The sequence below is a fragment of the Sphingomonas sp. Leaf32 genome, from assembly GCF_001421765.1.
Classification (GTDB): Bacteria; Pseudomonadota; Alphaproteobacteria; order Sphingomonadales; family Sphingomonadaceae; genus Sphingomonas.
This window is the reverse complement of record NZ_LMLA01000001.1, coordinates 775,073-795,653: the sequence shown is the minus strand read 5'-3', so window position 1 is coordinate 795,653 and position 20,581 is coordinate 775,073. Positions and strand designations below refer to the sequence as shown.

The following is a 20,581-nucleotide window of genomic DNA, read 5'->3' as shown; positions in this document are numbered from 1 at the left end:
TGCGGCCGGCATGACGTGCGCGGATGGCGGAATGCTCAGGCAAAGACATCTCCGGCATGAACCAGCGTGACGGCTCCGTCCCGACCGATCAGCCGCAACGCCCCGCCCGCATCAAGTCCGCCGAAGTCCCCCGCCCGCTCGGTCCCATCCGGCAGCCGAACGCGTAGCGATGCGCCGATTGGATGGGCCATGCGCTCCCACGCCACGCGCAGGTCGTGGAGTTGGTTGCTCCGCCACCGTTCCAGCCAATCGGCGAACCTGTATATCAACTGCTCGAGCAACGTCGCGGGTGCGACCTCGACGCCATGATCAGAAAGGCTGGTCGTCGGCCGGTCGGGAAGCTGCGGATGGCTGGCCAGATTGACACCGAAGCCGACCACGACCGCATCGCCCGCTCCCCGCTCCAGCAGAATACCCGACAGCTTCGCCCCGTCGATCAACAGGTCGTTCGGCCATTTGATGATCGCCAGTCCCGGCGCGACGGCACCGACCGCCTCCGCCAGCGCTACCACCGCGACCAAGGTCAGCGTCGGTGCGGCTGGGTCGCCGGGGCGGAGGCGGACGATCGTACTGGCGAACAGATTGCCGCGCCCGTCCGCCCAGTTACGTCCCAATCGCCCGCGTCCGGCAAGCTGCCGATCCGTGCGGAGCCATAGGCCCTCTTCCGCCCCCGCTTCCGCTGCGGCGAGCAGGTCGGCGTTGGTCGACCCCGTCTCGCCTACGACGCGTATGGTCAGAACAGCGCCCGTGCAGCCGCCAGCGACCAAGCCGTCAGCGGCGCGATTAGGAACAGGCTGACCGGCGAGATGACGATGGCAGCGGCGAGCGTCAGTCCGCCTTCGACCAGCGCCGGTTCGCGGCCGAACGCCGGTGCCGGTTCGTCGAAGTACATCGTCTTGACGACGCGCAGATAATAGAACGCACCGATCGTCGACGCGGCGATACCGATCACTGCCAGCGACAATAGGCCCGCCTGCACCGCCGCTTCGAACACCGCATACTTGGCCCAGAAGCCGAACAGCGGCGGGATGCCGGCGAGCGAGAACATGAAGATCGCCAGCGCGAGCGCCAGCGCCGGCCGCGTCCGCGACAGGCCCGCGAGGCTGGCAACGGTTTCGACCGGCTGCCCATTCTCATCACGCATCTGTAGGACGATCAGGAACGATCCCAGCGTCATCACGACATAGACGGCGAGGTAGAACAGCACGCCCGCCACACCCTGCGCCGATCCGGCCGCCAGACCGATCAGCGCGAAGCCGACGTTGTTGATCGACGAATATGCCAGCAGGCGCTTGATGTTCTTCTGCCCGATCGCACCGACCGCACCGAGGATGATCGACGCGAGCGCCGCGAAGATGACGATCTGACGCCATTCGAGGACGGCCGGACCCATCGCCTCGACCGCGACGCGCAAAGCCATCGCCATTGCCGCGACCTTCGGCGCCGAGGCGAAGAAGGCCGTGACCGGCGTCGGCGCGCCTTCGTACACGTCGGGCGTCCACATGTGGAATGGCACCGCCGCGAGCTTGAACGCGAGACCGGCGAACACGAAAACCAGGCCGAACAGCAGGCCCATGTTGCGCGGGCCGGCATAGGCGATGGCGATGTCGCTGAAGAGTGTCGTGCCGGCAAAGCCGTACACCAGGCTGACACCATAGAGCAGGATGCCCGACGCCAGTGCGCCCAGCACGAAATACTTCAGGCCGGCCTCGGCCGAGCGCGTGTCGCGGCGCATGAAGCTGGCCAGCACATAGGCGGCGAGGCTCTGCAGCTCGAGGCCGACATAGAGCAGCAGCAGGTCGGATGCCGACACCATCATGCCCATACCGCACGCCGACAACAGGATCAGCACCGGATATTCGGGCTTCAGATCGTCGCCGCTGGTCCGCTGGAAGAAGCGCGGCGCGATGATGATCGCGACCGCCGACGCAAGGTAGATCAACACTTTGGCAAACGCCGCAAAGGCATCGGCACGATACATACCGTCGAATGCGGTGCCGCCCGACGATCCGTTACCGACCAAGGCTACACCAGCACCCGCGAGGATGAAGACCGCCGCAATGCTGACGCCGCGCGCCGCCGCCTGCTTGCCCCAAGCCGATACCAGCATCAGGACGATCGCCCCGACCGCCAGCACCAGTTCGGGCAGCGTCATCGAAAGTTGTTCGGCGTAGCTCATCAGTGCGTTTCCCCGTGCGCCGCAGCCGCACCCGTTCCATGTTCCGCGGCCTTGGCCGCTGCCGCCGCCGGGTTACCCGGAGTCGGTCGTGAGTCCGAAACCGGCGTCGCGCGCTCGATCCGGGCGACCAGCAGACCGACGTCCTTGCGCATCGGTGCCATGAAGCTTTCCGGATAGATGCCCATCCACAGCACCACCGCCGCGATCGGCGCCAGCAGCGCCAGTTCGCGCATCGACACGTCTGGCATCGCCTTCACATCGTCATGCACCAGATCGCCCAGCGCGATGCGACGATAGAGGTACAGCGAATAGGCCGCGCCGAGGATGATGCCCGTGGTGCAGATCAACGCCGCCCAGGTCGACACGCGATAGGTGCCGGCAAGGCTCAGGAATTCGCCGACGAAACCCGAGGTCCCCGGCAGACCGATCGACGCCATGGTGAACAGCAGGAAGAACACGGCGTAGCGCGGCATGTTGATGGCGAGGCCGCCGTAGCGCGCGATCTCGCGGGTGTGCAGCCGGTCGTAGATGATGCCGACGCACAGGAAGAGCGCACCCGACACTAGCCCGTGGCTGAGCATCACGATCATCGCGCCTTCGATGCCCTGCTGGTTGAAGGCGAACAGCCCGATCGTCACGATCGCCATGTGCGCGACCGACGAATAGGCGATCAGCTTCTTCATGTCCGACTGCACCAGCGCGACGAGCGAGGTGTAGACGACCGCCACCGCCGACAGCGTCAGGATCAGCCAGGTCAGCTGGCCCGACGCTTCGGGGAACATCGGGATCGAGAAGCGCAGGAAGCCGTAGCCGCCGAGTTTCAGCAATACGCCCGCCAGAATGACCGACCCGGCGGTCGGCGCCTGCACGTGCGCGTCCGGCAACCACGTGTGGACCGGCCACATCGGCATCTTGACCGCGAAGGAGGCGAAGAACGCCAGCCACAACCAGGTCTGCACATGCGCCGGGAAGTCGTACGCCATCAGCGTCGGGATATCCGACGTGCCTGCCGTCTGGATCATGTAGATCATCGCGATCAGCATGAGCAGCGAGCCGAGCAACGTGTACAGGAAGAACTTGTACGATGCGTAGATGCGGTTCGCCCCGCCCCAGATGCCGATGATGAGGTACATCGGGATCAAACCGGCTTCGAAAAAGACGTAGAACAGCAGCAGGTCCTGCGCCGCGAAGGTGCCGATCATCAGCACTTCGACAGTCAGGAACAACGCCATATATTCGGGCACGCGGTTGGTGACCGACTTCCACGATGCGCCAATGCAGATCGGCATCAGGAAGACGCTGAGCATGATGAGCATCAGCGCAAAGCCATCGATGCCCAGCGCGTAGCGGAACACGCCGAAGTTGCCCAATGCCGGAGCTTCGACGAACTGCCACTGCGCACCGCCGATGTCGTAGTTCGCCCAGAGCAGCACGCCCAGCGCAAGATTGACCAGCGTGGCGATCAGCGCCGTCAAACGCGCTCCATTCGCCGATACGAACAGGCACAGCATCGCCGCGACCGCCGGTACCAGCAGCATCACCGACAGGATCGGGAAGCCGTTCACGAGTTATTCCCCCGAACCAATTGCTTGAAACCGCGCATCACGACGCGATCGCCCAGGTAACCGCCGCCGTCAGGCCGATCAGCATGACGAAAGCATAGGTGTAGAGATAGCCGGTCTGCATCCGTACCGCGAGGCGGCTCGACAGGCCGACCAGCGCCGCTGATCCGTCCGGACCGAAGCGGTTGATCGTCTGTTCGTCGCCACGCTTCCAGAAGAAACGGCCGAGCGCGAAGGCCGGGCGGACGAACAACAGGTGATACAACTCGTCAAAATACCATTTGTTGAGCAGGAAGCGGTGCAGCACGCGGAACGTGTCCGCAATCGCTGCCGCCGTCCCCGGCCGCAGGATATAGACGTAGAGTGCGCTCACCAGCCCGATCAGCATCACGATCGTCGCGGCCAGCTTCACCAGCAACGGCACGTCGTGCATCGTGTGCATCAGATGCTCGTTGTAGAACAGGCTGCCCTTCCAGAACGCTTCGCCCGCATCGCCGCCGATGAACCAGTGGTTGAAGACATAGCCGGCCGCGACCGCGCCGACCGTCAGCACGATCAGCGGGATCAGCATCACGATCGGGCTTTCGTGCGGATGATAGCCCGCCGTCCCCTCGGTCACGTCGCTGGCGTGCGCATCGTGCGTCGACGGCGCATGGCCGGCATCTTCTGCCGCCGGATGCGCGTCGTGATGCGCATGATCGTCGTGACCATGATGTCCATGGGCATCATGCACCGCGTGCTGGATATGCTCCGATCCGGCCCAGCGCGGCGTGCCGAAGAAGGTCAGGAACATCAACCGCCACGAGTAGAAGCTGGTTAGCAAGGCTGCGAAGGTACCGACGTAGAAGGCGCCATAGCCACGCGGACCCGCCGCCCAGGCCGCCTCAAGGATCGCATCCTTCGAGTGGTAGCCGGCGAACCCGCCCACTTCGTAGATACCGACACCGGTAATGGCGAGCGTACCAGCCATCATTGCCCAGAAGGTCAGCGGGATATGTTTCCGCAGGCCGCCGTAATAACGCATGTCCTGCTCATGGTGCATCGCATGGATGACCGAGCCGGCGCCCAGGAACAGCAGCGCCTTGAAGAAGGCGTGGGTGAACAGGTGGAACATCGCCGCGCCATAGGCGCCGACACCCGCCGCGAAGAACATGTAGCCGAGCTGCGAACAGGTCGAATAGGCGATCACACGCTTGATGTCGGTCTGCACCAGCCCGATCGTCGCCGCAAACAGACAGGTCGCGGCACCGACCGCCGTCACCACCGCCAATGCGGTCGGCGAAGTTTCGAACATCGGCGACAGGCGGCACACCATGAACACGCCCGCGGTCACCATGGTTGCGGCATGGATCAGCGCCGACACCGGGGTCGGACCTTCCATCGCGTCCGGCAACCAGGTGTGGAGGCCGAGCTGCGCCGACTTCCCCATCGCGCCGACGAACAGCAGCAGGCAGAGCACGGTCATCGTGTCGGCACGGAACCACAGGAACCCGATGGTCGAACCAGCCATCGATGGTGCGGCTTCGAGGATCGCCGGGATCGAGATCGTGCCGAACACCAGATAGGTGCCGAAGATGCCGAGCATGAAGCCGAGGTCACCGACGCGATTGACGACGAACGCCTTGATCGCGGCGGCGTTGGCCGATGGCTTCCTGAACCAGAAACCGATCAGCAGGTACGACGCGAGACCGACGCCTTCCCAACCGAAGAACATCTGCACCAGATTGTTCGCCGTCACCAGCATCAGCATCGCGAAGGTGAACAGCGACAGATAGCTGAAGAAGCGCGGCTGATCGGGATCCTCGCTCATATAGCCCCAGCTATAGAGGTGGACGAGCGCCGACACGCTGGTGATGACGACCAGCATGACGGCGGTCAGCGCATCGACCCGCAATTCCCAGGCAATGTCCATGCCACCGGATAGTATCCAGGTTGACACGGGCAAGACATTCGCCTGCGCCGCACCGGTCAGGAACGGCACGAAAATCGACCAAGACAGCGCCGCTGCGACGAGCAGGCCGACGGTCGTGATGATTTTCGGCACCGCAATGCCGAACGCGCGGTTCGACAGCCCCGCGACGATCGACGCCAGCAGCGGCAGGAACACGACGATGTGGATGGCGCTCACGAAAGCACCCCCGAAACCCGAAAAGCCACCGGCATCACCCCTTCATCCGGTTGACGTCGTCGACCGCGATGGAACCGCGACCACGGAAATAGATGACCATGATGGCCAGCCCGATCGCGCTCTCACCGGCGGCAACCGCCAGTACGAACATCGCGAAAATCTGACCGACCAGGTCGCCGAGCTGCGCCGAGAAGGCGACGAAATTGATGTTCACCGCCAGCAGGATCAGCTCGATCGACATCAGGATGACGATCAGGTTCTTCCGGTTGAGAAAGATGCCGAGCACGCCGAGCGTGAACAGGATCGCCGCGACGACCAGATAATGGGTAAGACCGATCACAGCTCGACCCCCTGCCCGATGGGCTGATTGACGTTACGGATCGCATCCTTCGCGCGACGATTGATCTGGCGGTTAATGTTCTGCGCCTTCGCATCCGCCCGCTTGCGCTGCGTCAGCACGATCGCACCGATCATCGCGACCAGCAGCACCAGACCGACACCTTCGAAAACGTAGAGGTACCGCGTGTAGAGCAGCCGCCCGATCGCCTCGATATTCGGCACCGCGGCATCGGTAGGTGCGATGCGCTTGGCAAGGTCGATCCGCGCCGCCGTCCAGGCATAGGCCCCGACGACCAGCTCGACCGCGAGCAGGATCGCGAGCGCCAGGCCGGCGGGCAGATAGCGAACGAACCCGGCGCGCAGTTCGGTGAAGTCGATGTCGAGCATCATGACCACGAACAGGAACAGCACCGCGACCGCGCCGACATAGACGATGACCAGCAGCATCGCGATGAATTCGGCGCCGCACAGGACCATCAGGCCGGCGGCATTGAAGAAGGCGAGGATCAACCACAGCACCGAATGGACCGGATTGCGCGACGTGATCGTCAGCGCGGCCGATGCCACCACGATCGTGGCGAACAGATAGAAGGCGAGTGTCTGGATCACGAGCGCTGCTCTTCCCCCTGCCCGCCCCGCGCGGATGTGCGGGACGAAACGCTAATCGAATTGCCGGCGAAGCGGAGCGACAGCCCCCCGCCGGTACGGAACATGCGCGCCATTACCGGTAGGGCGCGTCGCTCGCAAGGTTCGCGGCGATGGCGCGTTCCCAGCGGTCGCCATTCGCGAGCAGCTTGTCCTTGTGATAGATCAGCTCTTCGCGCGTTTCGGTGGCGAATTCGAAATTCGGCCCTTCGACGATCGCATCGACCGGGCACGCTTCCTGGCACAGGCCGCAATAGATGCACTTGGTCATGTCGATGTCGTAACGCGTGGTGCGGCGGCTGCCGTCCTCGCGCGGTTCGGCCTCGATCGTGATCGCCAGCGCCGGGCACACCGCCTCGCACAGCTTGCACGCGATGCAGCGTTCTTCCCCATTGGGATAGCGACGCAGCGCATGTTCGCCGCGGAAACGCGGGCTCAGCGGGTTCTTTTCATACGGGTAGTTGATCGTCGCCTTGGCCTTGAAGAAGTACCGCAGCGTCAGCGCATGGGCCTTCACGAACTCCCACAGGGTGAACGATCGGATGGTCTGGGCGATACTCATGACGGCAATCCTACGCGGTCGATCATCAGATAACCGGAGATGAGGAAGACGAAGATCAGCGACAGCGGGAGGAAAATCTTCCAGCCCAGCCGCATCAGCTGGTCGTAGCGGTACCGGGGCACCGTCGCCTTGATCCAGCTGAACACGAAGAAGAAGAAGAAGGTCTTGGCGAGGAACCAGATGATCCCCGGCACGAAATACAGCGGTGCCCAGTCGACCGGCGGCAGCCACCCACCCCAGAACAGCAGCGCATTGAGCGCGCACATCAGAATGACGTTGGCATATTCACCCAGCCAGAACAGCGCAAACGCCATCGACGAATATTCGGTCTGATAGCCGGCGACCAGTTCCGATTCCGCCTCGGTCAGATCGAACGGCGCACGCGCGGTTTCGGCCAGCGACGAAATCAGGAAGACCACCGCCATCGGGAACAGCAGCGGATTGAAGCCGAAGCCGTTAATAAACCCGAAGATATGCGCGCGCTGTTCCAGCACGATCGTCGTCAGGTTGAACGACCCCGCCCACAATACGACGGAGATCAGGACAAAGCCAATCGCGACTTCGTAGGACACCATCTGCGCGGCCGCACGCAGCGCCGAATAGAAGGGATATTTCGAGTTGGACGCCCAACCCGAGATGATGACGCCATACACGCCCAGCGACGACGCCGCGAGGATGTAAAGCAGGCCGACATTGATGTCCGCGACCACGACACCGACATCGAACGGAATGACCGCCCAGACGATCAGCGCCACGGTGAAGGTGATGATCGGCGCGAGCAGGAACAGGCCGCGATTGGCCGACGACGGCACGATCGTTTCCTGCAGGAACACCTTCAGACCATCGGCGAACGATTGCAGCAGGCCCAGCGGGCCGACGACGTTCGGTCCCCGGCGCAGCGCCATCGCCGCCCAGATCTTGCGATCGGCATAGATAATCATGGCGACCGCCAGCATCAGCGGGAGCGCAATGACCAGGATGCCAATCAGCGTCGCGACGGTCCACGCCCAGCCATAGGGCAGACCGACGGTAGTTTCGAAGAACGAGGTCACTCGGCGGCCTCCGCGAAATCCTGGCCATGGACAAGTTCGGCCGAACAACGCTGCATCGTCGGGCTGGCCCGGCAGATCGCGTTGGTCAGGTAGAAGTCGGCGACCGGATAGGTCACCTTGCCCTCGCCCTTAGCGTCGAGTGCCGGTGGGTTCCAGTCGTAACGTACCAGACCTTCTTCACCCAGCGCCGGCACCGCCGCCGTCATCGCACGGCGCACGCCGGTAAAGTTGTCGAACGGCAGCGTCACGCCCAGCACTTCGCCCAGCGCACGGAAGATCGTCCAATCCTCACGCGCGTCGCCCGGTGGGAATACCGCGCGATCGCCGCGCTGCACGCGCCCTTCGAGGTTAACATAGGTGCCGGCCTTTTCGGCATAGCTGGCACCCGGCAATACGATGTCCGCCGCCGCGGCGCCCTTGTCACCATGATGACCGACATAGACCTTGGTCGCACTCGCAAACTGGCCGAAATCGACCTCGTCCGCGCCGACGAAGAAAACCAGCTTCGGGTTCGCCGCAACGATGTCGGCGATGCCGCCCGCCTGCGCATAGCCCAACATCAGCGCGCCCATCCGGGCGGCGGCGGTGTGGACCACGTTGAAGCCGTTCCAGCTCGAACCGTCTTCCAGCGTACGGACCAGATTGCCGTCGCGCGCCAGCTTCAGCGCGGCGCCATGGCCCGCCTTCAACGCGCCCGGTCCGACGATCACCGCCGGACGCTTCGCCGCATCGAGCGCTTCGGCCGCACGATCCGACAGGCCGTTCAGCAGGTTCAGGTCGTCGCCCAGCCATTCGACCTTGTAGGTCAGGTCGGTTTCCGGCCCGATGGCGAAGACGCGCGCACCCTTCTTGATCGCCTTGCGCACGCGGGTATTGATGAGCGGCGCTTCATGACGCAGGTCGCTGCCGACCAGCAGGATCGCATCGGCGTCCTCGATCCCCGCGATCGTCGTGTTGAACGCGACAGCGCCGAGATTGGTGACGTCATAGGCCATACCCGTCTGCCGCCCTTCGAGCAGCGTCGAGCCGAGCGCGTTCACCAGCGCCCTGGCCGCGAACATCGTCTCGCAATCGAGCAGATCGCCGGCGATCGCGGCGACCGACGAACCGGCATTGACGGCGGCGATCGCCGCGAACGCCTCGTCCCACTCCGCCGCGACCAGCTTGCCGTCCTTGCGGACGAACGGCTTGTCGAGGCGACGACGGACCAGACCGTCAACGGCGTGGCGCGTCTTGTCGTGCGCCCACTCCTCGTTCACGTCCTCGTTGATGCGCGGCACGCAACGCAGCACCTGCCGACCCCGGCTGTCGAGGCGGATGTTGGTGCCGACAGCGTCCATCACGTCGATGGCGAGCGTCTTCTTCAGCTCCCATGGACGCGCCTCGAACGCATAGGGCTTGGACGTCAGCGCACCGACCGGGCACAGGTCGACGACATTGCCCGACAGCTCGCTGGTCACCGCCTGTTCAAGATAGGACGTGATCTGCATGTTCTCGCCGCGATAGATCGCGCCGATTTCCTCCACGCCCGCGACTTCCTCCGCGAAACGGATGCAGCGCGTGCACTGGATGCAGCGGGTCATGACCGTCTTGACGATCGGACCCATATATTTCTCGGTGACCGCGCGCTTGTTCTCGTCATAGCGCGACTGGCCACGACCATAGGCGACCGACTGGTCCTGCAGGTCGCACTCGCCACCCTGATCGCAGATCGGGCAATCGAGCGGATGGTTGATGAGCAGGAATTCCATCACGCCTTCGCGCGCGGCCTTCACCATCGCGCTGTCGGTGCGGATTTCCTGATTGTCGGCGGCGGGCAGCGCGCACGATGCCTGTGGCTTGGGCGGTCCCGGCTTCACCTCGACCAGACACATCCGGCAATTGCCGGCGATCGACAGCCGCTCATGATAGCAGAAGCGCGGAATTTCCTTGCCCGCCGCTTCGCACGCCTGGAGGACGGTGGCACCCTGCGGCACCTCGACCTCGATCCCATCGACTTTGACCTTGGGCATTATTCGGCCGCTTCCATCATGGGCGACGCGCCGCCGCCACGCTTTTCGTTGATCCGCCGCTCGAGTTCGGGGCGGAAGTTCTTGATGAGGCCCTGGATCGGCCACGCCGCCGCATCGCCCAGCGCGCAGATGGTATGGCCTTCGACCTGCTTGGTCACCTGATGCAGCGTGTCGATTTCCGACAGATCGGCATCACCGGTGCGCAGCCGCTCCATCACGCGCCACATCCAGCCCGTACCTTCACGGCACGGCGTGCACTGACCGCAGCTCTCATGCTTGTAGAAGTACGACAGGCGACTGATCGCGCGGACGACGTCGGTCGACTTGTCCATCACGATGACTGCGGCGGTGCCAAGGCCCGATCCGACCGCTTTCAGTCCGTCGAAATCCATCGGCGCATCGATGATGTGCTCGGCCTTGACCAGTGGCACCGACGATCCGCCGGGGATGACGCACAGCAGATTGTCCCAGCCACCGCGGATGCCGCCGCAATGCTTTTCGATCAGCTCGCGGAACGGAATGCTCATCGCTTCCTCGACCACGCAGGGCCGGTTCACGTGCCCGCTGATCTGGAAGAGCTTGGTGCCCTTGTTGTTCTCGTTGCCGAAGCTCGCGAACCATTCCGGGCTGCGACGCAGGATCGTCGGCACGACCGCGATCGATTCGACATTGTTGACGGTCGTCGGGCAACCATAGAGGCCCGCACCCGCCGGGAACGGCGGCTTGAGGCGCGGCTGTCCCTTCTTGCCCTCGAGACTTTCGAGCATCGCGGTTTCTTCGCCGCAGATATAGGCACCGGCACCACGATGCGCGAACACGTCGAAGTCATAGCCCGATCCGCAGGCATTCTTGCCCAGCAGCCCCTTGGCATAGGCTTCGGCGATCGCCGCGAACAGGGTCTCGGCCTCGCGGATATATTCGCCACGGATGTAGATATACGCCGCGCGCGCGCGCATCGCGAAACCGGCGACCAGTGCGCCTTCGATCAGCTTGTGCGGATCGTGGCGGATGATCTCACGGTCCTTGCACGAACCCGGTTCGGATTCGTCGGCGTTGATGACCAGGAAGTTCGGCCGGTCGGGCTTCGGCGCCTTCGGCATGAACGACCATTTGGTGCCGGTCGGGAAGCCTGCCCCGCCGCGCCCGCGCAGACCCGACGCCTTGATCCGGTCGATGATCGTGTCGGGACCCAGTTGCAACAGCGCCTTGGTATTGTCCCAGTCGCCGCGCATCACGGCTGCATCGAGGTTCCACGGCTGGAACCCGTACACGTTGGTGAAGATGCGATCCTTGTCGGCCAGCATCCTTATCGTCCCTTCCCGATCGCCTTTTCGGCGATGAAATACACCGCGACCATCGCCGCGACCGCGATCAGCACGCCGACGACCTTCAACGCGCCGATGAAGAGCTTCAGCGCGATGACCATCACGACGAACCCGACGAGGACCGCCAGCAACAAGCTGCCGAGCGCCCTCACGACGCGTTGCCCCATTCCGGGCGATAGTCGTGATTTTCCTTCATCATCGCCGCGAGGTTCGTCGGTTCACCGACCGGTTCGACCGTGTGACGGCCCGGTTCCTGCGTGCCGGGCTTGGGCGTTTCGCCCTTGCCCAGCGCTTCGAGGATCACGGTCATGCGATCATAGTCCAGATCTTCGTAATTATCGTCGTTGATCTGGACCATCGGTGCCGAGGCGCAATTGCCCATGCACTCGACCTCGGTCAGCGTGAACAGGCCGTCGGGCGTGGTCTTGCCCTTCATCAGCCCGCGGTTCTTGCACGCCGCGAACACATCGTCCGACCCGCGCAACATGCACGGCGTCGTACCGCAGACCTGCACGTGGTAGCGACCGACGGGCGCCAGATTGAACATCGTGTAGAAGGTCGCGACCTCGTACACCCGCATATAGGCCATGCCCAGTTCGCGGGCGACGAACTCGATCACGGGCACCGGCAACCAGCCCTGCGTGTGCGTCTCGCTACCCACCTGACGCTGTGCCAGGTCGAGGAACGGGATCGTGCACGACTGCTGCCGGCCTTCGGGATAGCGTGCGACGATCTCGCGCGCCTTTTCGGCGTTCGCGGGGTTCCAAGTGAAATTGCCCCAGCGCGCGCGCACCTCGGCTTCGTCGGGGATATTGGGGGCGTCGGCCATCAGCGAATGAACTCCACGCGGCCGACCTTGTCGCCGCTGAACGAATAGACGGTCATCACGTCGAACGGTTCGGCATCGGGCGAACGGCGCACGCGCTCATGCAGCACGACCCGTTCGCCCAGTTCGAACGACTGCAGCACCTCGGCATGGTTCTGCGGAAACTCGGCGAAAACCGCCGCCATGCCGCTCTCCACGCCCGCGCGGCCGTCGCGCACGACGTCGCCGCGATACTGCGCCTCGCAGCCATCGTCGGCGAAGAACGCGGCATAGCCTGCCGCATCGCGCGCATTGTAGCGCTCCATCATCGCCGTCACGGTGTCGAGACGGCTCACCGGTCGCACTCCCCGAACACGATGTCCATCGCACCGAGGATGGCGGTGATGTCGGCGAGCATGTGCCCCTTCGACATGAAGTCCATCGCCTGAAGATGGCTGAACGCGGTCGGGCGGATCTTCACGCGGTACGGCTTGTTGCTGCCGTCCGACACCATGTAGATGCCGAATTCGCCCTTGGGGCTTTCGGTCGCGACATAGACTTCGCCGGCGGGGACGTGGAAGCCCTCGGTATACAGCTTGAAATGATGGATCAGCGCTTCCATCGACTGCTTCATCTCCGCCCGCTTGGGCGGAACAACCTTGCGATCCGACGACGCGATCGGCCCTTCGGGCATCTGTGCCAGGCACTGCTTCATGATACGCGCCGACTGCCACACTTCCTCGACGCGGACCATGAACCGGTCGTAGCAGTCGCCACGCGTGCCGACCGGCACGTCGAACTCAACCCGGTCATAGGCGTCGTAGGGCTGCGCCTTGCGAATGTCCCACGGGATGCCCGCGCCCCGGATCATCGGGCCGGAAAAGCCCCAGCGTACCGCGTCCTCGCGGCTGACGATCGCGATGTCGACATTGCGCTGCTTGAAGATGCGGTTCTCCGCGACCAGACTGATCGCATCGCCGAACAGACGCGGCAGGCGCGTGTCGAGCCATTCCGCGATGTCGGTCAACAGCTTCAGCGGCACGTCCTGATGAACGCCGCCCGGACGCAAGTAATTGTGGTGCATCCGTGCGCCCGACATGCGCTCGAAAAAGCCCATACAGTCTTCACGGACTTCGAACATCCACAGGTTCGGCGTCATCGCACCGACGTCCATCACGTGCGAACCGAGGTTCAGCATGTGATTGCAGATGCGCGTCAGCTCCGCGAAGAACACGCGTAGATATTGCGCACGCAGCGGCACTTCGATGTCGAGCAGCTTTTCGACCGCCAGCACATAGCTGTGCTCCATGCACAGCGGCGAGCAATAGTCGAGGCGGTCCATGTACGGCAGCGCCTGCTGATACGTCTTATATTCGATCAGCTTTTCGGTGCCACGATGGAGCAGGCCGACATGGGGGTCGATCCGCTCGATGATCTCGCCGTCCAGCTCGGTGACGAGACGCAACACCCCGTGCGCCGCAGGGTGCTGCGGACCGAAGTTGATCGTGTAGTTCTGGATTTCGACATCGCCGGGCGTCGGGTTGGCGGCATCGATCTGATGGTCGTAATCGGCCATTACTTGTCCTCCACCGGCGGCTTGCCCGCGTCGGGCGACGGCACGTCGGGATCGACCGGCTTCGCTTCGGGCTGGTTGCCCGGATGCGGCTTGCCCGCCCCGGTATCCGCCGTGCTGTCGGTGGTCTTGGGCTTGTCGACCTGCGGCGAAGCGGCCTTCACATTGTCGTCGGCGCGCTTCACCTGATCGGCAGTCACCGGCGTCGGCGCGCCCGGTGCCTGCCCGACCGCCGGCTTCGGCTCGGCTGCCTTTTCGTCGCCCGGCAGGACGTATTCGGCGCCTTCCCACGGACTCATGAAGTCGAACGTGCGGAAGTCCTGTGCCAGCTTCACCGGCTCGTACACCACGCGCTTGGCTTCTTCCGAATAGCGCATCTCGACATAGCCGGAGAGCGGGAAGTCCTTGCGCAGCGGATGGCCGCGGAAACCATAGTCGGTCAAGATGCGGCGCAGATCGGCATTGCCGGTGAACAGCACGCCGTACATGTCGTAGACTTCGCGTTCGAGCCAGCCGGCATTGTACCAGATGCCCGTCACCGACGGCACCGGCTTTTCCTCGTCGGTCGTCACCCGCACGCGAATGCGGTGGTTCCGCGTCATCGACAGCAGGTGATAGACGACATCGAATCGCTCGGGCCGCTCCGGGTAATCGACGCCGGCAATCTCGGCCAGCATCTCATATTTCAGGCCCGGCGTGTCGCGCAGCGTTTCCATCGCGATCACCAGGCGATCGCGATCGACGGTCAGCGAGACTTCGCCGACCTTGTCCTGCGCATCGAGCAGCATGTCACCGAGCGCAACGGTCGCCGCGTCGATGATGCCGTCGTTGGTCGCGTAGCGGGGTGCGGGCGCCTTCACCGTTCGATGCTCCCCGAACGACGGATCTTCCGCTGCAACTGCATCACGCCGTACAGCAGCGCTTCCGCGGTCGGAGGGCAACCGGGGACATAGATGTCGACCGGCACCACACGGTCGCAGCCGCGCACGACGCTGTAGCTGTAATGGTAATAGCCGCCGCCATTGGCGCAGCTACCCATCGAGATGACGTATTTGGGTTCCGACATCTGGTCGTACACGCGACGCAGCGCCGGGGCCATCTTGTTGCAGAGCGTGCCGGCCACGATCATCACGTCCGACTGGCGCGGAGACGCGCGCGGGGCGGCGCCGAAGCGCTCCATGTCATAGCGCGGCATGTTGACGTGGATCATCTCGACCGCGCAGCAGGCGAGTCCGAAGGTCATCCACCACAGCGAACCGGTCCGTGCCCAGGTAAAGAGATCCTCGGTCGAGGTGACCAGAAAGCCCTTGTCGGTCAGTTCGCCGTTCAGGTCGTTGAAGAAACCCTGATCGGGCGCCTGCGCGGGCACGCCAGCGGCGTTACCCGCGCCGAAGCCGTGCGGCGGCGTCGTGAGTTCTACTCCCATTCGAGAGCTCCCATTTTCCAGGCATATACGAGGCCGAGCGCCAGTTCGCCGATGAACACCATCATCGAAATCCACGCGGTCCAGCCGAGGTCGAACACCGTGACCGCCCAAGGGTACAGGAACGCCGCTTCGAGATCGAAGAGGATGAAGAGGATGGCGACCAGATAGAAGCGAACGTCATACTGGCTGCGCGAATCCTCGAACGCGGGGAAACCGCATTCGTACTCGGTCAGCTTTTCCGGCGTCGGCTTGTGTGCGCCGGTGAAACGCGATGCCACCATGGGCAACACGACGAAGGCCGTCGACAGCGCCAGGGCAATGCCCAGGAACATCAGGATCGGCAGATATTGCGACAGGTCGACCAAGGTGGGGTCTCTCGCGGTTGCGGTATGAATGGAGCCGGCTTTAGGACGATGGCGTTGGGGCATCAAGGGCGGAACAGGATGAGAATCACTCGCAATTCTCGCCTGCGCTCCGTTATCGTGCCACGACACCGCACATCCGTGGCCTTGGCGGGCGACGAACAGGAGGAACGCAAGTGAACGCATGGGTAAAGCTGGCCCTTGGGGCAGCCGCCATGATCGGCGGCGTGCCCGCCATGGCGCAGACGGTAGTGGCGACCAAACCCGAGACGGTCATGACCGCGTTACGCGATGCGGGTTATCGCGCCGTGCTGTCGAAGGACAATGTCGGCGATCCGGTCATCAAGAGCGGTGCAGCGGGCGTCGACTTCTCGGTCCTATTCTACAACTGCACCGAGCATAAGGACTGCAAGACGGTTCAATTCTATGCCGGGTTCGTGAAGAAGGGCCTGACGCTCGACACGATGAACAAATGGAACGCCAGCCATCGCTTCGCCCGCGTCTATCTCGACGACGAGAAGGACCCGCGAATCGAGATGGACCTCGACTTAGACGATGGCGGCATATCGACCGCGCTGTTCAAGGCGAACATCGCGACGTGGGAGTCGCTGCTGGGCGAATTCCAGACGGCGATCGATTTCTGATGCGCGGCGGTGGCGGCCCGGAGCCGCCACCCCGCCGGATCAGCGCAGTGCGCCGGCCACCAGCTTGTGCAGACGCGTCTGCATCTGTTCGTTGCTGGCCAGCACCTCGCCCTTCTCATAGGCGCGGTCGGCACCGCGATAGTCGGTGACGAAGCCGCCCGCTTCCTTCACCAACAGGATGCCGGCGGCGATGTCCCACTTCTTCAGCCCCGATTCCCAGAAGCCGTCGAAGCGACCCGCCGCGACATAGGCAAGGTCGAGCGCGGCCGAACCGAAGCGGCGGATGCCCGCGACTTCGGGGGCGACCGCGCCGAAGATGCGGGTCCATTCGGCGAAATTGCCATGGCCCAGGAACGGGATGCCGGTCGCGATCAGTGCTTCCGACAGGTCGCGCCGCGACGACACGCGCAGCCGCTGTCCCTGCAACCACGCCCCCCGACCTTTTTCGGCCCAGAAGCCTTCGTCGGTGATCGGGTTATAGACCATCGCCGTCGTGATCTCAGGCTTTCCGCCCGCACCGTTCGGCTCCTCGACCGCGACCGAGATCGAGAAATGCGGGATGCCGTGGAGGAAGTTGGTGGTGCCATCCAGCGGATCGACGATCCAGCGCGGCTTGGTCGGATCGCCGGCGATCTCGCCGCCTTCCTCCAGCAACATGCCCCAGTCGGGACGGGCCTTGCGCAATTCCTCGACCAGCGTTTCCTCGGCGCGCTTGTCGGCCATCGACACGAAGTCCGCCGGCCCCTTGCGGCTGACCTGGAGATGCTGGACCTCGCCGAAGTCGCGGCGCAGGCGCGGGCCGGTCTTGCGGACGGCGCGTTCGAGGACGGTGATGAGGCCGGACTGGGCGGACATTCTTGGACTTCCTATGACTTCATTGCAGCGACACGGGCAAAGCCCGTGCCGTCGGTCGCAGCTACGCGCGCCGGCCGGGCTTGCGGATCGGGGAAATAGCTACGCTATCTCCTCTCGTCCGCTACGCCTCAATCCGCCCGCCTGACATACGTCTGCTCATACACATCCACAACGATACGGGTCCCGGCAGCGATGTGCGGCGGGACCATCACGCGGACGCCGTTGTCGAGGACGGCGGGCTTGTAGGACGACGATGCCGTCTGCCCCTTCACCACCGCGTCCGCCTCGACGATCGTCGCCTCGATCGTGTCGGGCAACTGGACGCTGATCGCTTCCTCGTCATACATTTCCATGACGACGTCCATGCCGTCCTGCAGAAAGGCGGCGGCGTCGCCCAGCAGGTCGCGGGCCAACGTCACCTGATCGTAGGTGATCTTGTCCATGAAGACGAGCGTGTCGCCCTCGGGATACAGGAACTGGAAGTCCTTGGTATCGAGGCGGATGCGCTCCACCGTCTCGGCCGAACGGAAGCGGACATTGTTCTTGCGGCCGTCGCGCAGGTTCTTCATCTCGACCTGCATATAGGCGCCGCCCTTGCCCGGCTGCGTGTGCTGGATCTTCACCGCGCGCCAGATGCCGCCTTCATATTCGATGATGTTGCCGGGGCGAATGTCGACGCCGCTGATCTTCATGACGAACCATACCTGTTGGAAAGAGCGAAGCTGCGCCCTTACCGCTGCGACCGGCCGCGGGCAAGCAGCGGATAGGGGTTGATCGCGCGGCCCCGATACCACGGGTCGTCGGAGTTCAGCCGCTCGACGCCGAAATGCAGGTGGAAGTTGCCGGCGCCGGCGTTGCCGGTGTCGCCGACCGCGCCGATCGGATCGCCGGCCCGCACCGCCGCCCCTTCGCGCAGGGTCGGGGCATAGGCGGCGAGATGGGCATAATAGTAGCTCAGCCGCCGGTCGGGCGAGCGGACATAGGCGGTCACCCCGCCCCCGCCATGGCTGTAATAGAGCTTCTCGACCGTGCCCGACGCCGCCGCGACGACTGGCGCGCCGGCCGGTGCCATGATGTCGACGCCGGTATGGTGCCGCTCGCCACCGCCGCGTTCCTCACCGAAGCTGTCGCGGATACTCGACCAGCCGACGCCGCGCACCGGCAGGACCAGTTGGCCGGGCGGCGGCGGCTCGGCAAGGCCGGTCGGCGCATCGGCGAAGACCCGGGTTGACGGTGCGGAAGCGCGGCCGAAGTCGACCAGCAGCGCGAGCAGGCCGGCTGCCAGCACGAAGACGCCAAGGAACGCCCAGCCGATCCGGTTCACCGCGCGGCCCCTATGGCTGGAAGATCGCCGGGGTGCCGGGCTTGACCATCAGCGACAGTCGCGCGGCGTCCCAGTTGGTCAGGCGGATGCAGCCGTTGCTCTCGGTCTTTCCGATATTGTCAGGCTCCGGCGTGCCGTGGATACCGTAATGCTCTTTGGACAGGTCGATCCAGACGACGCCGACCGGATTGTTCGGGCCGGGCGGCACGATCTCCTTGCTGTCCGACTTGTCGGCGTGGCGCAGGATCGCCGGGTTGTACTGCCAGTCGGGGTTCGGGGCGACGCCCTGGATCTTCCATTCGCCGATCGGCAGCGGATCGTGGGACGACCCCATGGTCGCCGGGAACTGGGCGAGAATCCGGTCGCCGGCATAGGCGCGCAGCCAGCCTTCGGACTTGTCGACCACCACGCGATCGGCCTGCGGCTGGGCGGCGTCGACGTTCAGATTGGCGAGCGTCTGGCGATAATCGCCCGACCAGGTGTCCGCATAGCTGCGCGACGAGGGCAGGACGTTCGGGAAGACGACGCGGGTGCCTGGGCGCAGCATCGTCTCACGACTGTTGAGCGCGACCAGCGTGGCGGGGGTCGTGTGGAACATCTCGGCCAGCTTTTCGAGCGGCGAGCGATAGCCGATCGTCGTCAGCTTCGCCTGCTCGGCATAGTCCTTGGGGATCGGGTTGGTGTACGGTCCGGCCAGCGCACGTTCGGACAAAGTGAGCGTTACGGTCGCGGGCCGCAGGTTCGGGTTGAGCGCACGGGTGGTCGCGGCGTCGAGCCGACCGGTGACCGGCAGCCCGCGTGCGGTCTGGAACCCGCGCAGCGCCTGCTTGAACAGCACGCTGTCCTTTCCGTCAATCACGCCGGTCGTGAAGCCGTGCCGATCGAGCAGGACCTGCGCGTGCAGGATGCCCTGATCGATTGCGGGGGCTTGCGGCGTCGGCGCGGGCGCCTGCGCCACCGCCACGCCGCTCGCCAATAGTGCCGCCAAGGCAAACCGCTTCATCATCCGTCCCCAACATCGTTGAGGCTGGATAACGACCGTAACGGCAGACGTTTCCCTATTTGGCGAGCACGGCGGCGAAGGCGCGCATCGCGGCCGCCTCCTCGCCGTTCCACACCGCGCCCGACACGGCGAGGAAATCGGCACCCGCCGCGACCAGCGGCGCGGCATTGTCCGGCGTGATGCCGCCGATCGCGACGCACGGCAGTTCGAACACCGTCGACCACCACGACAGCAGCACCGGGTCAGCGACATGCGCGACCTGCTTGGTCGTCGTCGGGTAGAAGGCGCCGAAGGCAACGTAATCGGCCCCCGCCTCCCCCGCTTCCATCGCGAGGTGGCGGCTGTCATGGACGGTTACGCCGATCTGGACGTTGGGACCGAGGACGTCGCGGGCCTCGCGCGCATCGCCGTCGTCCTGCCCGAGATGGACGCCATCGGCGCCCAGCCGCTTGGTCAGGCTGATGCTGTCGTTGACGATGAACGCGACGTCTCGGTCGGCGCAGATTTTCTGGAGTGGTTCGGCGAGGCGCGCGGCGGCGTGCTGGTCGATGTCCTTCACCCGGAACTGGAACGCCGCGACCGGCCCGGCATCGAGCGCGCGGGCGAGGCGATCGGGAAAGGCGCCGGTCACGTCGAGCGGCGAGATCAAATAGAGCTGGCACGGCGGGCGGCGCAGATCGCGGACGAACTGCGTCGCGAAGTCGGCGGACAGCGGGCCGAGCGGGTCTTCGTTCAGGGTCATGGGACCTTCCCTGCCCCAGCGGGGCGGCGGGTGAAAGGGTTTC

At 64.4% G+C, this 20,581-nt stretch carries 23 protein-coding genes; 1 reads left to right on the top strand and 22 read right to left on the bottom strand.

What is annotated here, in order from left to right; all coding sequences use genetic code 11:
- Positions 1 to 35: 35 nt before the first annotated feature.
- The 17 genes from ASE83_RS03845 to ndhC all read right to left on the bottom strand — a co-directional run bounded on the left by ASE83_RS03845 (position 36) and on the right by ndhC (position 15,973).
- Positions 36 to 767: a biotin--[acetyl-CoA-carboxylase] ligase gene (locus ASE83_RS03845; protein WP_327196407.1), complete on the bottom strand. Its 732-nt coding sequence runs from the start codon at positions 765 to 767 to the stop codon at positions 36 to 38.
- Positions 734 to 2,179, bottom strand: a complete 1,446-nt coding sequence (gene nuoN / locus ASE83_RS03840) for an NADH-quinone oxidoreductase subunit NuoN (RefSeq protein WP_055783959.1) — start codon at positions 2,177 to 2,179, stop codon at positions 734 to 736. The genes ASE83_RS03845 and nuoN overlap by 34 nt, the downstream gene beginning before the upstream one ends.
- The gene (locus ASE83_RS03835; RefSeq protein WP_055783957.1) at positions 2,179 to 3,744 is read right to left on the bottom strand and encodes an NADH-quinone oxidoreductase subunit M; all 1,566 of its coding nucleotides are present in this window, start codon (positions 3,742 to 3,744) and stop codon (positions 2,179 to 2,181) included. Before ASE83_RS03835 ends, nuoN begins: the two co-directional genes overlap by 1 nt.
- A gap of 37 nt (positions 3,745 to 3,781) precedes the next feature.
- Positions 3,782 to 5,869: an NADH-quinone oxidoreductase subunit L gene (nuoL, locus tag ASE83_RS03830; RefSeq protein ID WP_055783955.1), complete on the bottom strand. Its 2,088-nt coding sequence runs from the start codon at positions 5,867 to 5,869 to the stop codon at positions 3,782 to 3,784.
- Between the two features lie 34 nt (positions 5,870 to 5,903).
- The gene (nuoK, locus tag ASE83_RS03825; RefSeq protein WP_055755914.1) at positions 5,904 to 6,209 is read right to left on the bottom strand and encodes an NADH-quinone oxidoreductase subunit NuoK; all 306 of its coding nucleotides are present in this window, start codon (positions 6,207 to 6,209) and stop codon (positions 5,904 to 5,906) included.
- Positions 6,206 to 6,817 carry an NADH-quinone oxidoreductase subunit J gene (locus ASE83_RS03820; protein ID WP_055783953.1) on the bottom strand — a complete coding sequence of 204 codons (612 nt, stop codon included), beginning with the start codon at positions 6,815 to 6,817 and terminating at the stop codon, positions 6,206 to 6,208. The genes nuoK and ASE83_RS03820 overlap by 4 nt, the downstream gene beginning before the upstream one ends.
- 112 nt (positions 6,818 to 6,929) lie before the next feature.
- Positions 6,930 to 7,415, bottom strand: coding sequence for an NADH-quinone oxidoreductase subunit NuoI (gene nuoI / locus ASE83_RS03815; protein WP_055783951.1), 486 nt, complete (start codon positions 7,413 to 7,415; stop codon positions 6,930 to 6,932).
- Complete coding sequence (gene nuoH, locus ASE83_RS03810) at positions 7,412 to 8,467, bottom strand: NADH-quinone oxidoreductase subunit NuoH (RefSeq protein ID WP_055783949.1); 1,056 nt, start codon at positions 8,465 to 8,467, stop codon at positions 7,412 to 7,414. Before nuoH ends, nuoI begins: the two co-directional genes overlap by 4 nt.
- On the bottom strand, positions 8,464 to 10,479 hold the full coding sequence (gene nuoG / locus ASE83_RS03805; RefSeq protein WP_055783947.1) for an NADH-quinone oxidoreductase subunit NuoG: 2,016 nt from the start codon (positions 10,477 to 10,479) through the stop codon (positions 8,464 to 8,466). Before nuoG ends, nuoH begins: the two co-directional genes overlap by 4 nt.
- Entirely contained in the window at positions 10,479 to 11,783 is a 1,305-nt protein-coding gene (gene nuoF / locus ASE83_RS03800; protein WP_055783945.1) for an NADH-quinone oxidoreductase subunit NuoF, read from the bottom strand. Before nuoF ends, nuoG begins: the two co-directional genes overlap by 1 nt.
- Before the next feature lie 2 nt (positions 11,784 to 11,785).
- On the bottom strand, positions 11,786 to 11,956 hold the full coding sequence (locus ASE83_RS03795; RefSeq protein ID WP_156352617.1) for a hypothetical protein: 171 nt from the start codon (positions 11,954 to 11,956) through the stop codon (positions 11,786 to 11,788).
- Complete coding sequence (locus tag ASE83_RS03790) at positions 11,953 to 12,633, bottom strand: complex I 24 kDa subunit family protein (protein WP_055783941.1); 681 nt, start codon at positions 12,631 to 12,633, stop codon at positions 11,953 to 11,955. Before ASE83_RS03790 ends, ASE83_RS03795 begins: the two co-directional genes overlap by 4 nt.
- A complete protein-coding gene (locus tag ASE83_RS03785; protein ID WP_055784475.1) occupies positions 12,633 to 12,938 on the bottom strand; it encodes a nuclear transport factor 2 family protein in 306 nt (101 codons plus the stop codon). Before ASE83_RS03785 ends, ASE83_RS03790 begins: the two co-directional genes overlap by 1 nt.
- A gap of 23 nt (positions 12,939 to 12,961) precedes the next feature.
- A complete protein-coding gene (locus ASE83_RS03780; protein WP_055783939.1) occupies positions 12,962 to 14,185 on the bottom strand; it encodes an NADH-quinone oxidoreductase subunit D in 1,224 nt (407 codons plus the stop codon).
- The gene (locus ASE83_RS03775) at positions 14,185 to 15,042 is read right to left on the bottom strand and encodes an NADH-quinone oxidoreductase subunit C (protein ID WP_055783936.1); all 858 of its coding nucleotides are present in this window, start codon (positions 15,040 to 15,042) and stop codon (positions 14,185 to 14,187) included. The genes ASE83_RS03780 and ASE83_RS03775 overlap by 1 nt, the downstream gene beginning before the upstream one ends.
- Entirely contained in the window at positions 15,039 to 15,608 is a 570-nt protein-coding gene (locus tag ASE83_RS03770; protein WP_055755925.1) for a NuoB/complex I 20 kDa subunit family protein, read from the bottom strand. The genes ASE83_RS03775 and ASE83_RS03770 overlap by 4 nt, the downstream gene beginning before the upstream one ends.
- The gene (gene ndhC, locus ASE83_RS03765; protein WP_055755895.1) at positions 15,599 to 15,973 is read right to left on the bottom strand and encodes an NADH-quinone oxidoreductase subunit A; all 375 of its coding nucleotides are present in this window, start codon (positions 15,971 to 15,973) and stop codon (positions 15,599 to 15,601) included. Before ndhC ends, ASE83_RS03770 begins: the two co-directional genes overlap by 10 nt.
- Positions 15,974 to 16,146: 173 nt before the next feature.
- Between ndhC and ASE83_RS03760 the strand changes: the two genes are divergently transcribed.
- Complete coding sequence (locus ASE83_RS03760; RefSeq protein ID WP_156352615.1) at positions 16,147 to 16,614, top strand: YbjN domain-containing protein; 468 nt, start codon at positions 16,147 to 16,149, stop codon at positions 16,612 to 16,614.
- 39 nt (positions 16,615 to 16,653) lie between these two features.
- Here ASE83_RS03760 and ASE83_RS03755 read toward each other — a convergent pair whose 3' ends face one another.
- From ASE83_RS03755 to thiE, 5 genes are all read right to left on the bottom strand, one after another.
- Complete coding sequence (locus ASE83_RS03755; protein WP_055783933.1) at positions 16,654 to 17,469, bottom strand: inositol monophosphatase family protein; 816 nt, start codon at positions 17,467 to 17,469, stop codon at positions 16,654 to 16,656.
- Between the two features lie 128 nt (positions 17,470 to 17,597).
- Positions 17,598 to 18,161 (bottom strand): elongation factor P, encoded by a 564-nt coding sequence (efp, locus tag ASE83_RS03750; protein ID WP_055783931.1) that lies wholly within the window; start codon positions 18,159 to 18,161, stop codon positions 17,598 to 17,600.
- Between the two features lie 38 nt (positions 18,162 to 18,199).
- Positions 18,200 to 18,793, bottom strand: a complete 594-nt coding sequence (locus ASE83_RS18860) for a peptidoglycan DD-metalloendopeptidase family protein (protein ID WP_055783929.1) — start codon at positions 18,791 to 18,793, stop codon at positions 18,200 to 18,202.
- Positions 18,794 to 18,803: 10 nt separating this feature from the next.
- On the bottom strand, positions 18,804 to 19,796 hold the full coding sequence (locus tag ASE83_RS03740; RefSeq protein ID WP_055784471.1) for a L,D-transpeptidase family protein: 993 nt from the start codon (positions 19,794 to 19,796) through the stop codon (positions 18,804 to 18,806).
- A gap of 55 nt (positions 19,797 to 19,851) precedes the next feature.
- Positions 19,852 to 20,538: a thiamine phosphate synthase gene (thiE, locus tag ASE83_RS03735; protein ID WP_055783927.1), complete on the bottom strand. Its 687-nt coding sequence runs from the start codon at positions 20,536 to 20,538 to the stop codon at positions 19,852 to 19,854.
- Positions 20,539 to 20,581 lie beyond the last annotated feature (43 nt).